This is a genomic window from Rhizobium sp. NZLR8, from assembly GCF_019685025.1.
GTDB lineage: Bacteria > Pseudomonadota > Alphaproteobacteria > Rhizobiales > Rhizobiaceae > Rhizobium.
This window is the reverse complement of the sequence record NZ_JABDVY010000018.1, coordinates 18,045-31,902: the sequence shown is the minus strand read 5'-3', so window position 1 is coordinate 31,902 and position 13,858 is coordinate 18,045. Positions and strand designations below refer to the sequence as shown.

Annotated in this window: 15 protein-coding genes; 10 read left to right on the top strand and 5 right to left on the bottom strand. The window is 60.7% G+C overall.

Annotated elements, in window-relative coordinates; genetic code table 11:
* Positions 1-179 precede the first annotated feature (179 nt).
* On the top strand, positions 180-464 hold the full coding sequence (locus tag HJB89_RS28525; RefSeq protein ID WP_207580605.1) for a hypothetical protein: 285 nt from the start codon (positions 180-182) through the stop codon (positions 462-464).
* Positions 465-545: 81 nt separating this feature from the next.
* On the opposite strand, the gene tyrS is transcribed toward HJB89_RS28525, so the two are convergent.
* Complete coding sequence (tyrS, locus tag HJB89_RS28520; RefSeq protein WP_207580604.1) at positions 546-1,802, bottom strand: tyrosine--tRNA ligase; 1,257 nt, start codon at positions 1,800-1,802, stop codon at positions 546-548.
* 131 nt (positions 1,803-1,933) lie between these two features.
* Between tyrS and HJB89_RS28515 the strand changes: the two genes are divergently transcribed.
* Positions 1,934-3,052, top strand: a complete 1,119-nt coding sequence (locus tag HJB89_RS28515) for an anhydro-N-acetylmuramic acid kinase (RefSeq protein ID WP_207580603.1) — start codon at positions 1,934-1,936, stop codon at positions 3,050-3,052.
* An 86-nt stretch (positions 3,053-3,138) separates the two neighbouring features.
* Here HJB89_RS28515 and HJB89_RS28510 read toward each other — a convergent pair whose 3' ends face one another.
* Complete coding sequence (locus HJB89_RS28510) at positions 3,139-4,314, bottom strand: acyltransferase (protein ID WP_221150840.1); 1,176 nt, start codon at positions 4,312-4,314, stop codon at positions 3,139-3,141.
* 146 nt (positions 4,315-4,460) lie between these two features.
* Positions 4,461-5,138, bottom strand: a complete 678-nt coding sequence (locus HJB89_RS28505; protein ID WP_007629230.1) for an alpha/beta hydrolase — start codon at positions 5,136-5,138, stop codon at positions 4,461-4,463.
* A gap of 218 nt (positions 5,139-5,356) precedes the next feature.
* Here HJB89_RS28505 and HJB89_RS28500 point away from each other — a divergent pair, with 218 nt between their 5' ends.
* The 8 genes from HJB89_RS28500 to sufA all read left to right on the top strand — a co-directional run bounded on the left by HJB89_RS28500 (position 5,357) and on the right by sufA (position 12,638).
* Positions 5,357-6,523 (top strand): cysteine desulfurase family protein, encoded by a 1,167-nt coding sequence (locus HJB89_RS28500; RefSeq protein WP_207580601.1) that lies wholly within the window; start codon positions 5,357-5,359, stop codon positions 6,521-6,523.
* A 143-nt stretch (positions 6,524-6,666) separates the two neighbouring features.
* The gene (gene sufB, locus HJB89_RS28495; RefSeq protein ID WP_207580600.1) at positions 6,667-8,136 is read left to right on the top strand and encodes a Fe-S cluster assembly protein SufB; all 1,470 of its coding nucleotides are present in this window, start codon (positions 6,667-6,669) and stop codon (positions 8,134-8,136) included.
* 1 nt (position 8,137) lies between these two features.
* Complete coding sequence (locus tag HJB89_RS28490; protein WP_221117103.1) at positions 8,138-8,371, top strand: hypothetical protein; 234 nt, start codon at positions 8,138-8,140, stop codon at positions 8,369-8,371.
* Between the two features lie 80 nt (positions 8,372-8,451).
* Entirely contained in the window at positions 8,452-9,207 is a 756-nt protein-coding gene (sufC, locus tag HJB89_RS28485; RefSeq protein ID WP_207580599.1) for a Fe-S cluster assembly ATPase SufC, read from the top strand.
* A gap of 24 nt (positions 9,208-9,231) precedes the next feature.
* The gene (gene sufD, locus HJB89_RS28480) at positions 9,232-10,506 is read left to right on the top strand and encodes a Fe-S cluster assembly protein SufD (protein WP_221117105.1); all 1,275 of its coding nucleotides are present in this window, start codon (positions 9,232-9,234) and stop codon (positions 10,504-10,506) included.
* Between the two features lie 12 nt (positions 10,507-10,518).
* Positions 10,519-11,760 (top strand): cysteine desulfurase, encoded by a 1,242-nt coding sequence (locus HJB89_RS28475; RefSeq protein WP_221141977.1) that lies wholly within the window; start codon positions 10,519-10,521, stop codon positions 11,758-11,760.
* A 12-nt stretch (positions 11,761-11,772) separates the two neighbouring features.
* Positions 11,773-12,153: an SUF system Fe-S cluster assembly protein gene (locus tag HJB89_RS28470; protein ID WP_003559708.1), complete on the top strand. Its 381-nt coding sequence runs from the start codon at positions 11,773-11,775 to the stop codon at positions 12,151-12,153.
* A gap of 92 nt (positions 12,154-12,245) precedes the next feature.
* Positions 12,246-12,638: a Fe-S cluster assembly scaffold SufA gene (gene sufA, locus HJB89_RS28465; RefSeq protein ID WP_221150839.1), complete on the top strand. Its 393-nt coding sequence runs from the start codon at positions 12,246-12,248 to the stop codon at positions 12,636-12,638.
* A gap of 12 nt (positions 12,639-12,650) precedes the next feature.
* Here sufA and HJB89_RS28460 read toward each other — a convergent pair whose 3' ends face one another.
* Both HJB89_RS28460 and HJB89_RS28455 read right to left on the bottom strand, forming a co-directional pair.
* Positions 12,651-13,277: an alpha/beta hydrolase gene (locus tag HJB89_RS28460; RefSeq protein ID WP_221150838.1), complete on the bottom strand. Its 627-nt coding sequence runs from the start codon at positions 13,275-13,277 to the stop codon at positions 12,651-12,653.
* A gap of 85 nt (positions 13,278-13,362) precedes the next feature.
* Positions 13,363-13,668, bottom strand: a complete 306-nt coding sequence (locus HJB89_RS28455; protein WP_221117107.1) for a flagellar basal body rod C-terminal domain-containing protein — start codon at positions 13,666-13,668, stop codon at positions 13,363-13,365.
* Positions 13,669-13,858 lie beyond the last annotated feature (190 nt).

The window sequence follows — 13,858 nt, the reverse complement described above, 5'->3', positions numbered from 1 at the left end:
TGGTCGCAAATCCCGGCGGGCGGAAAAGGTTCCGATAAAGCGCTGATTGTCGTGCGGCTTGTTCGCTAATTCCGACTTATACTGACAAGTCCGACATTGATGCTTTGCCTATTTTAGGTAACTCTGATGTAATGTGAATCCCGGCCCGCAAAACGGTCGGCGCAATGTCGGAGGATGCCATGCAGTGCGCTCGGACAGTCTCGTTCCTATCGGTCGCGGTGGCCGCTGCTGCAGCCGGCCACCATGCGTCATACTCTGCAGAGAAGAGCGAGCGGCTGAAACCGCCGGAGCTCATCCGTTCCGCCCATGTACTGGCGGTTCCTCTCGATGCGACGGTGACACCGCCGATCTTCTCGATCAGCTGGTGGTCCCGCGTGACGCACGCGCCAGACGTCAATCCACCACCCTATGTCTTCCGGGAGGCCGAACGAACGGACGCGGCATCTCGGCCCGGAGTTGAGTGAGGGGTGCGCGCCAACGCATGAGTTGGGCAAAGAAAAAGCCGGCGCGAGCGCCGGCTTTGATTTGTTCGCAATTGAAGCCGCTTACGCCGCGCGGCGGATCAGGATGTGCTTCTTTTTGCCGAGCGAGAGCTTGATGACGCCGTCGGCGGTGATTTCGTTGCTGCCGATCAGCCGGCGCTCGTCGCTGACGGCCTCGTCGTTGATGCGCACCGCGCCGCCCTGGATGTGACGGCGAGCCTCGCCATTCGAGCCGGCAAGACCAGCGCGGACCATCAGCGACAGCAGGCCGATGCCGCCGTCGAGTTCGGTGCCAGGGATGTCGACCGAAGGCAGGTTTTCGGCGACGCGGCCTTCCTCGAAGGTCTTGCGCGCCGTTTCGGCGGCCTGATCGGCGAATTCTCGGCCGTGCAGGATCGCCGTTACCTCAGTCGCGAGGATCTTCTTGACCTCGTTGATCTCCGAACCGCCGAGCGCCGAGAGACGGGCGATTTCATCCATCGGCAGCGTCGTGTAGAGCTTCAGGAAGCGCGAGACGTCGGCGTCCTCGGTGTTGCGCCAGTACTGCCAGAAATCGTAGGCCGAGAGCATGTCGGCGTTCAGCCAGATAGCGCCCGTCGCCGACTTGCCCATCTTGGCGCCCGACGACGTCGTCAGCAGCGGCGATGTCAGTGCATAAAGCTGCGGTGTCCCCATGCGGTGACCGAGATCGATACCGTTGACGATATTACCCCACTGATCCGAACCGCCCATCTGCAGACGGCAGCCATAGCGCTTGGCGATCTCGACGAAGTCGTAGGCCTGGAGGATCATGTAGTTGAATTCCAGGAAGGACAGCGACTGTTCGCGGTCAAGGCGCGTCTTCACGCTGTCGAAGGACAGCATGCGATTGACGGAGAAGTGCTTGCCGACATCGCGCAGGAATTCGAGGTAGTTCAGCGAGCGCAGCCATTCGGCATTGTTGATCATCAGCGCGTCCTTCGGACCGTCGCCGTAATTCAGATAATTGGAGAAGGCGCGCTTGATCGAGGCGATGTTGCCTTCGATCGTATCCACGGTCATGAGCTGGCGCGCCTCTTCCTTGAAGGAGGGGTCGCCGACCATACCGGTGCCGCCGCCCATTAGCGAAATGGCCCGATGACCGGTCTTCTGCATCCAATGCAGCATCATGATCTGGATCAGCGAGCCGGCGTGCAGGCTGGGCGCCGTCGGATCGAAGCCAATATAAGCCGTCACGGTTTCCTTGGCGAACAGGTCGTCGAGGCCGCGTTCATCGGAGACCTGATGAATGAAGCCGCGCTCTTTCAGCGTGCGGAGGAAATCGGACTTGAACTCGGACATGGCTTTCGTCTCTTGGTGTCTGCGTTTGACCCATATGGCTTCACGCAAGTTCGTTGTTGTTGATCTATCGCGGCGCGTTTAGCACTGTTTTTATAAAAGTGCATCCGGGAATCGCATGGGAGGCAAGCCGCATGGATGTCATCAGAACCGCGATCGGCCTGATGAGCGGCACGTCGATGGATGGAATCGATGTGGCGCTGCTCAGGACCGACGGCCGCGGCTTCATCGAGCGTGGCCCGTTCATGGGGGTACCCTATGACGCCGATTTTCGCGAGCGGCTGAAACGGGCGCTGGAACTGGCGCGGCCGCTGACCGACAGGAACGAGCGGCCCACTGAGCTTGGCGACATCGAGCGCGAGTTGACCCAACGGCATGCAATTGCCGTGACGGCATTCCTGGCGCGTTTCGGGTTCGCTGCCGGTGATATCGATGTTCTCGGCTTCCATGGGCAGACGGTGCTTCATCGACCCGACGAGGGGCTGACGATCCAGATCGGCGACGGCCAGGAACTGGCGCGCCGAACCGGCATATCGTTGGTCTATGACATGCGGGCCAACGATATGGTTCACGGCGGCCAGGGCGCACCGCTGGTGCCTGCCTATCACGCAGCGCTCGCGGGAAAATTCCAGCAGGCCGGGCAGGCTGTCTGTTTCGTCAATATCGGCGGGATCTCCAATCTGACCTTCATCGGCACGGACGGGCGGATATCGGCCTTCGATAGCGGCCCGGGCAATACGCTGATCGACCAGTGGGTGGAGATGCAGACCGGCAAAACCTTTGATCCCGGCGGCGAGATCGGCGGACGCGGCAAGGTGGTGGCCGCTCTCGCGGAGCGATATCTGGAAAGCCCGTTTTTTCGCGGCAATATCCGGCGTTCGCTCGATCGCGGCGATTTCGCACCGCTTCGGGTTGGGGAGGCGAGCCTTGAGGACGGCGCCCGGACGCTGGCGCACGTCGCCGCCGCGTCGATTGTCAAATCCGCCGGTTTCCTGCCGGAGACCCCGTCGACCTATATCGTCTGCGGCGGCGGGCGGCTGAACGGCACCTTGATGGCGGAACTTTCGGCCATGGCCGAAGCGCTGGGGTCGAAGGTATTGACCGCCGAAGAGGCCGGCTTCGACGGCGACGCGATGGAGGCCGAGGCCTGGGCCTATCTCGCCGTGCGCTCGCTGGATGGGCTGCCATTGACATTTCCAGGCACGACGGGGGTCGCCGCTCCCGTCAGCGGCGGGGTGCTGGCAAGGCCATGAGCGTGAGGATCATCCTCACGACGCCGCGGCTCAGTGTCGTCATGCACGGCTTTCTAACTCACCGCTGACACGCGGCCGGCAAAGATCTAACTCTTTACGGCAATCGGCCGGACATTGGATTTGCGCCCCGCCTGATTGCCATCCTCGACGCCCCTGACCTGGGCGATGAACGAAAACTTCTTGCGAAGGCCGAGGATCGGTTTCTCGATGAAATGCCAGGACAGCACCGCGACGGCGAGAGCCGAGGGCAAGCCGACGAGATAGAGCGCCAGCGCACCGTATTTCGGGTAGAGAAAGACCGTGGGGAACGAGCTGATCCAGATCTGCAAGAACGGGTCATGGTAGAGGTAGACGCCGTAGGAATAGTCGCCTTTCCTGAAAAAGGCCGGAATGGGCACCTCCGACAGGCCGATGAAGACGGTGATGTAAACCAGCGAGGTGATGACGATCGGCCGGTTGATCACTGACTCCACAGCCCGGCTGTCGAGGGTGAGAATGGCGACGATGCAAACCAGGCAGGCGGCGGCGAATAGCCATCGGGAATACGGAATGACCGCTTTAAACTGAAAGACGGCGATGCCCATCATGAACGCCGTAATCAGCTGGGAGCCCCGGCTCATGAACAGGAAGCGCGCGATCGGCTTGATCGAGCCCGGGAACAGATAGGGCATCTTCTGCACGATGAGGCCGATGACGATATAGGCGGCCGTCACGGCAAGCAGCTTGTAGCGGGTCTTCACGATGGCGGTGACCATCAGGAACGACATGATGATGTAGCAGAATATCTCCCAGGGAACCGTCCAGAGCGCGCCGTTGACACGTTGGCTCGGATTATCCTGGAAAACGCCAGGCAACTCGTAATGGATCCAGCCGACGATATTCAGGAAGTATTTGAAAAATCGCGGATCGGTAAAATATTCGGAGTGATAGACGATTGTTATGATCGGCCCGATGATCAGCGAACAAACGACGATATCGACGGCAAGTGCCGGGACGATGCGCAAGCCACGATTGATCAGGAAGTTCCGGAGGCTCAGTCGCTGGGCGCTGCCGGCGATCAGAAATCCGCTCAACGCGAAAAACATCGGAACAAGAGCGTATTCAGCAAACCAGAATACCGACCCCCTGATGAAGGCATCATTCCTTGTCAGCAAAAAGGAATGGGTCAATACGATAGAAAAGGCGAGCCCAATTCGAAGAAAATCGAACCCCGGACCGATACCCCTATACTTATCCAGGACTTCCCCGAACGACTTGGTCATTGCGGACCTCGCTTTAGTTAGGATCGCGAGGAACCTACCGCACTGCAATATAGATTGCAACACGGTAGGTGATCTGTTCCGGCACAAAGGGGCCGGTGGCGTCCCGGACCGGCTCCGCTTGGGGATGACCGGCTCTGGCTATGGCGTTAGCGGATCCGCTTGGCCGCCGGCTCCGGCACCAGTTCGCCGTTGAGGCGGCGGTCGAGATAGTCCTCGCATTCGCCCATCAGCGTTTCCACCTGGCCGTTGAAGAAATGGTTGGCGTTGGAAACGGTGCGATGGGTAATGAGAATGCCCTTCTGGGTTTTCAGCTTCTCGACAAGGCCGTTGACGTCCTTTTCCGGCGCCACCTTGTCGGCCTCGCCGTTGATGATCAGGCCGGAGGAGGGGCAGGGCGCCAGGAAGGAGAAGTCGTAGGTATTCGGCTGTGGGGAAATCGACATGAAGCCTTCGATCTCCGGCCGACGCATCAGCAGCTGCATGCCGATCCAGGAGCCGAAGGAATAACCGGCGACCCAACAGGTCTTCGAATCGGGATGAAGGCTTTGCACCCAGTCGAGCGCCGAGGCGGCATCCGAAAGTTCGCCGGCGCCGTGGTCGAATTCGCCCTGGCTGCGGCCGATGCCCCGGAAATTGAAGCGCAGCGTCGTGAACCCACGCTTCTGGAACATATAGAAGAGCTGGTAAACGATCTGATTGTTCATCGTGCCGCCGAATTGCGGATGCGGATGCAGAATCAGGGCGATGGGCGCACTTTTTTCCTTGGAGGGCTGATAGCGGCCTTCAAGACGGCCGGCTGGGCCGTTGAAAATGACTTCGGGCATTGGTACTCCGGGTTTTATTTCGCGTTCGCGCTGCGTTTGGACGACAACATGACTTGACTAGTGTTGTCAGGTTTTCTAAAACGCAGTTTAGAACAATTCGAAACTTGCATGGCGATCCACGCATCGTGGAATGTGTCATAAGGCAAGCCCGGCGGAAATTTCAAGAAAAATGAACCGCGGGTGCTGAAGCAAGCTCGTTAAGCGCAGGACTGAAGATCATGGCGCCGCCACGCCTTTATCTCGACTGGAATGCCACAGCGCCGCTGCACCCCGCGGCACGCGCGGCGATCATGCGCGCCATCGACATTTTCGGCAATCCAAATTCCGTTCACGGCGAAGGCCGTGCCGCCCGCGCTGCAATCGAAGGCGCGCGGCGCAAAGTGGCGGCACTGGTCGGCACCGACGCCGGCAATGTGGTCTTTACCAGCGGCGCCACCGAGGCCGCCAATCTGGTGCTGACCCCGGATTTCCGCATGGGCCGCACGCCGCTTCAGCTCGGCCGCCTCTACTTTTCGGCAATCGAGCATCCGGCTGTGCGCGAAGGCGGCCGCTTTGCCAGGGAGAAGATGACCGAGGTCCCGGTGACGGAGGCCGGCATCGTCGATCTCGATGCGCTGGGCCTGCTGCTTGCTGCACATGACAAGGCCGCCGGCCTGCCGATGGTCGCCATCATGCTCGTCAACAACGAGACCGGCATCGTCCAGCCGGTCGAGGCGGCGGCAAAGATCGTCCACGCCCATGGCGGGCTCTTTGTCGTCGACGCCGTTCAGGCGGCTGGCCGCATCGGGCTCGATATCGGCAAGATCGGTGCCGATTTCATGATCATTTCCTCGCACAAGATCGGCGGGCCGAAGGGCGCCGGCGCGCTAATTGCCCGCGGCGAGGCGCTGATGCCGCGGCCGCTGATCCAGGGCGGCGGACAGGAGCGGGGTCACCGCTCCGGCACACAGAACTCACTGGCGCTGATCGGCTTCGGTGCGGCGGCAGAAGCCGCGGCCGACGAACTCGAGGCGCGTAATGTGGAAATCGGCGCGCTGCGCGAGCGGCTGGAAGCCGGCATGCGTGAGGCGGCTGCCGATGTGATGATCCACGGCGAGGGTGGCGAGCGTGTCGTCAATACGATCTTCTTCACCCTGCCGGGGCTGAAGGCCGAGACCGGACAGATCGCCTTCGATCTCGAAGGTGTGGCGCTTTCGGCAGGCTCGGCCTGCTCATCCGGTCGGCTCGGCGAAAGCCATGTGCTGACGGCGATGGGCCGTGACGCCAAGCTCGGAGCGCTGCGCATCTCGCTCGGTTTTGCGACGACGGAAGAGGATATCGACCGGGCGATTGCGGCTTTTGCGAAGATCGCCTGCCGGCGAAGGTCGGCCGGCGAGGCGGCTTGACCGCGTCATAAACTTGCGGAAACGCAAATTTTCGCTTGCCAATCGGGCTGAAAAGTCCCTTTTGGCCACCTACATCAGGGCAAGAGAATTGCCCATGCGCTACAAGCTGCCGGACCTTGTATCCGGCGAGATTGGAGAACGAAATGGCTGCCGTCCAGGAAACGATCGACCAGGTCCGCCTGATCGATGTCGACCAGTACAAATACGGTTTCGAAACCGTCATCGAAATGGATAAGGCGCCGAAAGGCCTGTCCGAGGATATCATCCGCTTCATTTCGGCCAAGAAGCAGGAGCCGGAGTGGATGCTGGAATGGCGTCTCGAGGCCTATCGCCGCTGGCTGACGCTGGAAGAGCCGACCTGGGCGCGCGTCGATTATCCGAAGATCGATTTCAACGACATTTATTATTACGCGGCGCCGAAAAGCACGCCGGGTCCGAAGTCGCTGGACGAGGTCGATCCGGAGCTGCTGAAGGTTTATGAGAAGCTCGGCATCCCGCTGCGTGAGCAGGAGATCCTGGCTGGCGTCGAGAAGCCGAAGATCGCCGTCGACGCGGTTTTCGACAGCGTCTCGGTCGTCACCACCTTCAAGGCAGAGCTGAAGAAGGCCGGCGTGATCTTCATGTCGATCTCGGAAGCGATCCGCGAATATCCCGATCTCGTCCGGAAATATCTCGGCTCGGTCGTGCCGACGACGGACAATTATTACGCGACGCTGAATTCGGCGGTCTTCACCGACGGTTCGTTCGTCTTCGTACCGAAGGGCGTTCGCTGCCCGATGGAGCTTTCCACCTATTTCCGCATCAACGAGAAGGGCACCGGCCAGTTCGAGCGCACGCTGATCATCGCGGAAGAGGGCGCCTACGTCTCCTATCTCGAAGGCTGCACGGCGCCGCAGCGCGACGAAAACCAGCTGCATGCCGCGGTGGTCGAGCTCGTGGCGCTCGACGATGCCGAGATCAAATATTCGACGGTGCAGAACTGGTATCCCGGCGACAAGAACGGCAAAGGCGGCATCTACAACTTCGTCACCAAGCGTGGCGATTGCCGCGGCGACCGCTCGAAGATCTCCTGGACGCAGGTCGAAACCGGATCGGCGATCACCTGGAAATATCCGTCCTGCATCCTGCGCGGCGATGACAGTCGCGGCGAGTTCTATTCGATCGCCGTCTCCAATGGCCATCAGCAGATCGACAGCGGCACCAAGATGATCCATCTCGGCAAGAACACGTCGAGCCGCATCGTCTCCAAGGGCATCGCCGCAGGCGTCTCCAACAACACCTATCGCGGCCAGGTCTCGGCCCACCGCAAGGCTTCGAATGCGCGCAATTTCACCCAGTGCGATTCGCTGCTGATCGGCGACAAGTGCGGCGCCCATACGGTGCCTTACATCGAGGCGAAGAATTCGACGGCGCAGTTCGAGCATGAAGCGACGACCTCGAAGATCTCCGAGGACCAGCTGTTCTACTGCCTGCAGCGCGGCATCCCCACAGAAGCGGCGATCGCCCTGATCGTCAACGGCTTCGTCAAAGAAGTGCTGCAGGAACTGCCGATGGAGTTTGCCATCGAGGCGCAGAAGCTGATCAGCATTTCGCTGGAAGGCTCTGTAGGCTGACATGAACGAGACGGACAAGAAGCGCATTCTTGAACGTCTGGAAAATATGCGAGGGGAAATATTGGCGAAAATTCGCCCCCGCGAAAGCAGATACGAGACAGAAAAGCCGCCAGAGCAGCCTTACGTGTTTCTCCAGCAGCGTATGGAAAAACCAGGAAAGTTTATTCAGATTCTCGAATGGCTTTGGCTCGTAACGCTCACGGTTTTCCGTGTCATTCGTTTTTTGGCGCGATAGCGCCGAGCATAACACGTCGACGCCCTTAGAAATTACGCGAGGCTCTAATGAGCTACGCAGAGAAAACGCAGGAACCAAAGATGCTTGAAATCAGAAACCTTCATGCCCGCATCGCCGAAGACGGCACTGAGATCATTCGTGGCCTGAACCTGACGGTGAAGGCCGGCGAAGTTGCCGCGATCATGGGGCCGAACGGCTCCGGCAAGTCGACGCTCTCCTATGTGCTGTCCGGCCGCAGCGATTACGAAGTCACCGAGGGCGACATTCTCTATAACGGCGAGAGCATTCTCGAGCTCGATCCGGCAGAACGCGCCACCAAGGGCATCTTTCTTGCCTTCCAGTATCCGGTCGAAATCCCGGGTGTCGCCACCATGCAATTCCTGAAGGTGGCGTTGAACGAGCAGCGCAAGGCGCGCGGCGAAGACGAGCTGACGACGCCGGATTTCATGCGTCGCGTCAAGGATGCCGCCGGCAAACTGCAGATCAATACCGAGATGCTGAAGCGGCCGCTGAACGTCGGCTTCTCCGGCGGTGAGAAGAAGCGGGCCGAGATCCTGCAGATGGCGCTGCTGGAGCCGAAGCTCTGCGTGCTTGACGAAACCGATTCCGGCCTCGACATAGACGCGCTGAAGATCGTCGCCGACGGCGTCAACGCGCTGCGTTCGCCGGACCGCGCCGTCGTGGTCATCACCCATTACCAGCGCCTGCTCGACTACATCGTGCCGGATACCGTCCACGTGCTCTACAAAGGCCAGGTGATCAAGTCGGGCGACAAGACGCTGGCGCATGAGCTGGAAGCCAACGGCTATGCCGACATCATCGGCGCGGCGGCCTGAGTTCGGGTGGAAAGGACGACGTCCATGAATATGCAGACGACGAGCCGCCTGACCGTGGCCGAAACGGCGTTGATCGAGGCATTCAACCATCAGATCGGCGATCTGCCGGGCAACGGCGCGGTGACGGCGCTACGCGACCGGCTTCTCGACGACCTGAAGAAGGCCGGCCTGCCGACGCGCCGCATCGAGGCCTGGCACTATACCGATCTGAAAAACCTGCTGCGCGCCTTGCCGCCGCAGGTCGGTGATGCCGGCTCCGATGCGCTTGAGCCTCTGGTTGCCGGCTCGACGGTGCTGGCGGTGATCCAGGGCCACGCCAACCAGAAGGCTGCGGCCGACGGTCTTGGCGTTTCAGCCTATAGCGAACATCTGCTCGACGGTTCCGCCGCAGACGGGCTCGATGCGCTTGGCAGCGACGACGCGGTCGGCCGCATCAACGGCAGCTTCGTGCGCGACGGCTATGTCGTCGACGTGCCTGCCGATACCGAGCTTGAAGATCCGCTCGAAATCCAGTTTGTCCATGCCGGCGGGCAGGCACATACACGCCTTCCCGTTGCCTTCGGCGCCGGTGTCAAGGCAACCGTCATCGAACGTCACCTTGCAGTGACCAGCGATGCGGCACTCGTGTCCCATGTCAGTGACATCACTGTCGGCGAGGGCGCCGAGCTAACCTGGATCATCCTGCAGCAGCATGGGGCAGACGATACGCATCTCGGCCAGATCCGCATCGATCTCGGCACGGACGCCAGGCTTCGCCTGTTCGTCATCAATGCCGGTGGCAGGCTGGTGCGCCAGGAACTGCATATCAAGGTGACGGGCGAGGGCGCCGACCTGACGGTGCGCGGCATCAACCTGCTCGGCGGTGAGAGCCATACCGACGTGACGATGATGCTTGGCCACGACGTGCCGCACACCGGCTCGACCGAAGTGATCCGCAACGTCGTCTTCGACCGCGCCAAGGGGGTCTTCCAGGGCATGATCCGGGTGGCGCCCGATGCGCAGAAGACCGACGCCAAGATGGCCTGCAACACGCTGCTGATGTCCGACGATGCCGAATTCTCGGTCAAGCCAGAGCTCGAGATCTTTGCCGACGATGTCCAGTGCGGCCACGGGGCGACGGTGACCGATATCGACGCCAATCATCTCTATTACATGATGGCGCGCGGCATTCCGGAGAACAAGGCGCGGGCGATGCTGGTCAACGCCTTCGTCGCCGAGATCATCGAGGAACTGGAAGACGAGGCTCTGGTCGAGGCGCTGGAAGGCGTGATTTCGGCCTGGCTCGAAAAGCACGCCTGATCGGATATAGCAATGGACAAGATCGTACCGGCCGCGCCATACGACGTCGAAGCCATCCGCCGGGATTTTCCGATCCTGGCGGAGAAGGTGCACGGCAAGCCGCTGGTCTATCTCGACAACGGCGCCTCGGCGCAGAAGCCGCAGGTGGTGATCGATGCCATCTCGCATGCCTATAGCCACGAATATGCCAATGTGCATCGCGGCCTGCACTATCTCTCCAATGCCGCCACGGATGCCTATGAGGCATCGCGCGAGAAGGTGCGCCGCTTCCTCAATGCCCCTTCGGTCAACGACATCGTCTTCACCAAGAATTCGACGGAAGCAATCAACACCGTCGCCTATGGCTGGGGCATGCCTGAGATCGGCGAAGGCGACGAGATCGTCCTGACGATCATGGAGCATCATTCCAACATCGTGCCCTGGCACTTCATCCGTGAGCGGCAGGGCGCCAAGCTGGTCTGGGTTCCCGTCGATGACGAGGGCGCCTTCCATATCGAAGATTTCGAAAAGAGCCTGACGGAGCGCACCAAGCTCGTCGCCATCACCCATATGTCGAATGCGCTCGGCACCATCGTTCCCGTCAAGGAAGTCTGCCGCATCGCGCACGAGCGCGGTATTCCGGTGCTGATCGACGGCAGCCAGGGTGCGGTGCATCTGCCCGTGGATGTGCAGGATATCGATTGCGACTGGTACGTGATGACCGGCCACAAGCTCTACGGCCCATCCGGCATCGGCGTGCTCTACGGCAAGAAGGAGCGGCTTTCGCAGATGCGCCCGTTCCAGGGCGGCGGCGAGATGATTTTCGAAGTTGCCGAGGATGCTGTCACCTATAATGATCCGCCGCATCGCTTCGAGGCCGGCACGCCACCGATCGTGCAGGCGATCGGGCTCGGTTATGCGCTCGACTACATGGAGAAGGTCGGCCGCGAGGCGATCGCCCGCCATGAGGCCGATCTTGCGGCTTACGCCGTCGAGCGGCTGAAATCGGTCAATTCGCTGCGGGTGTTCGGAACGGCGCCCGACAAGGGCAGTATCTTTTCCTTCGAGCTTGCCGGCATCCATGCCCATGACGTCTCGATGGTGATCGACCGGCAGGGCGTTGCGGTGCGGGCCGGCACCCATTGCGCCATGCCGCTCTTGAAACGCTTCGGCGTCACCTCCACATGCCGTGCATCTTTCGGCATGTACAATACCCGCGCCGAGGTCGATGCCCTGGCCGATGCGCTTGAATATGCGCGCAAGTTCTTTGCTTGAGGAGTGTCCGTGATGAGCCTGGACGAAAGCGAACAGAAGATCGATGTGCGCGAAGGCATCGTGCATTCCAGCATTCCGGCCGATGAGCTGGCGCGGCTCAGCGACGACGTCATCAGCGCGCTGAAGACCGTCTACGATCCGGAAATTCCGGCCGACATCTTCGAACTCGGTCTGATCTACAAGATCGACATCGAGGACGACCGGATGGTGAAAATCATGATGACACTGACCGCCCCCGGCTGCCCGGTTGCCGGCGAGATGCCGGGCTGGGTCGAAAATGCCGTCGGCGCCGTCGAAGGTGTATCGGGTGTCGAAGTGGCGATGACCTTCGATCCGCCGTGGACGCCGGATCGTATGTCCGAAGAGGCGCAGGTCGCGGTCGGTTGGTATTAAGCAGGCCGGTATTGATCCGTTTACTTGCGACGACTACATTTGAATCACGAAGCGCCGGATCTTGACCCCGGTTGCGGAAGGAGATGAGGCCCATGGGCTTTGCAATTATGAGCATGACGGACGGGGCTGCGGCCCGCGTCAAAGCGATCGTCGAGAACTCGGGGCCGGAGGCCAAGGGTGTACGCGTCGGCATCAAGAAGGGCGGCTGCGCCGGGATGGAATATACCATCGACATGGTGACCGAACCCAATGCCAAGGACGACCTGATCGAGCGCGACGGTGCCAAAGTCTGGGTCGAGCCATCGGCGGCTCTTTACCTGCTCGGCACCGAAATGGGTTTCGAGGCGACGACGCTGCGCTCCGGCTTCACCTTCACCAATCCGAACCAGACATCGGCCTGCGGCTGCGGCGAATCCGTCGAGCTGAAACCCGCCGATCTCGCGGCCCTAGCCGCACAGCGCCAAAACGAGCCGGTGCACACCTGACACCTGTGCCCTTCAGGCTGGTGGGAAATTCTCCGCCAGCCAAGCCCTGATGAAATCCGGCTCGTCGTCGCCGAGATCATGGCCGGTCGGGACCAGTCTCGTCGTGGCGCCGGCACCGCTTTTTTCAATCTGATCCCTGATGAGCACAACGTCCTCAGGCGCGCGCCGCTCGTCGCGTTCGCCTGCCAGAATGAGGATGCGATGGTTTCTGAGGTCGGGAAAATCGGCGGCGGGTGCGGGTGATAGCGGCCGCAGCAGGACGGCCCCGGCTATGGTTTCCGGGCGATGCAGCAGGATCGAGGCGGCGATGATCGCGCCGTTCGAAAAGCCGACCAGCACAGGCGGCCGTTTCAGGAGCCCGGTTGTCGAGGCCTTCGCCAGAAAATCGGCGAGATGATGGGTCTCGTTGAAGAGGTCGGCGTCATCAAGCGTCCGGTCGGGGTTTCGGCGAAAGAAAGCAAAGCCTTCATCCCATTTAACCGCGCCCCTCAGCGACAGATAGGGCCGATCCGCCCCAACCTTGTCGGCAAGCGCGATCAGATTGCGTTCATGCATGCCGCTTCCATGCAGCAGCACCAGGGGTGCTGGATCGAGTGCGGTTCTTCCTGAGATCGAAATGAAATCCTGATATTCCGGCATGGCATCGATCCCCATCATTGGCGCGGATCGGCATAGGTCTGATTCAAGATGGGATTATAACAGCATCGCGACTTACGGGCCGTGCTCAGTCGCGCTTGATGCCCATCAGCATTTCCCACATGTCGGCGCCGGTCTCGAAGACCACGGCGTTTGCCTTGTAGCTCTGCTCGGCTTCGATCAGGTCGGTCAGTTCGGTGGCCGGATCGACATCCGACGTCGTCGGCCTGACGGCGGCCTGGACACCGCCTGAAACAACGGATGTGAGGCTGGTGTTCAGCCTGGTATAATCCGGTGTACTGCTGTTTGCGACGTTGTTGGCGATCGCGCTGATCCGGGTCGTCTGCGCCCGCATTCCCGAAAGAGCAGTGTTCGTAATGCCCGATATGTTCATCAGCGTTTCCCCAGAACTGGATAATCGTCTTTTACCTGCAAGGGTTTAGGGAATGCTGAAGGCATTGCGTTAGCGAAGACCTACAGGTCGGGCGCGTGCGGCCGTATCTGTTCCGGATTGGAACGGGATGATAGCCAGGGGTCGGTGGCGATAGAGCCGGCAGCACGTGCCAATCGACATCGGCAAGTCC

What these genes read in the sequence shown, in the direction of transcription:
- HJB89_RS28525 (WP_207580605.1), top strand. Translation starts at nt 180, where the DNA reads ATGCAGTGCGCTCGGACAGTCTCGTTCCTATCGGTCGCGGTGGCCGCT.
- tyrS (WP_207580604.1), bottom strand. Translation starts at nt 1,802, where the DNA reads ATGTCCGAGTTCAAGTCCGATTTCCTCCGCACGCTGAAAGAGCGCGGC.
- HJB89_RS28515 (WP_207580603.1), top strand. Translation starts at nt 1,934, where the DNA reads ATGGATGTCATCAGAACCGCGATCGGCCTGATGAGCGGCACGTCGATG.
- HJB89_RS28510 (WP_221150840.1), bottom strand. Translation starts at nt 4,314, where the DNA reads ATGACCAAGTCGTTCGGGGAAGTCCTGGATAAGTATAGGGGTATCGGT.
- HJB89_RS28505 (WP_007629230.1), bottom strand. Translation starts at nt 5,138, where the DNA reads ATGCCCGAAGTCATTTTCAACGGCCCAGCCGGCCGTCTTGAAGGCCGC.
- HJB89_RS28500 (WP_207580601.1), top strand. Translation starts at nt 5,357, where the DNA reads ATGGCGCCGCCACGCCTTTATCTCGACTGGAATGCCACAGCGCCGCTG.
- sufB (WP_207580600.1), top strand. Translation starts at nt 6,667, where the DNA reads ATGGCTGCCGTCCAGGAAACGATCGACCAGGTCCGCCTGATCGATGTC.
- HJB89_RS28490 (WP_221117103.1), top strand. Translation starts at nt 8,138, where the DNA reads ATGAACGAGACGGACAAGAAGCGCATTCTTGAACGTCTGGAAAATATG.
- sufC (WP_207580599.1), top strand. Translation starts at nt 8,452, where the DNA reads ATGCTTGAAATCAGAAACCTTCATGCCCGCATCGCCGAAGACGGCACT.
- sufD (WP_221117105.1), top strand. Translation starts at nt 9,232, where the DNA reads ATGAATATGCAGACGACGAGCCGCCTGACCGTGGCCGAAACGGCGTTG.
- HJB89_RS28475 (WP_221141977.1), top strand. Translation starts at nt 10,519, where the DNA reads ATGGACAAGATCGTACCGGCCGCGCCATACGACGTCGAAGCCATCCGC.
- HJB89_RS28470 (WP_003559708.1), top strand. Translation starts at nt 11,773, where the DNA reads ATGAGCCTGGACGAAAGCGAACAGAAGATCGATGTGCGCGAAGGCATC.
- sufA (WP_221150839.1), top strand. Translation starts at nt 12,246, where the DNA reads ATGGGCTTTGCAATTATGAGCATGACGGACGGGGCTGCGGCCCGCGTC.
- HJB89_RS28460 (WP_221150838.1), bottom strand. Translation starts at nt 13,277, where the DNA reads ATGCCGGAATATCAGGATTTCATTTCGATCTCAGGAAGAACCGCACTC.
- HJB89_RS28455 (WP_221117107.1), bottom strand. Translation starts at nt 13,668, where the DNA reads ATGAACATATCGGGCATTACGAACACTGCTCTTTCGGGAATGCGGGCG.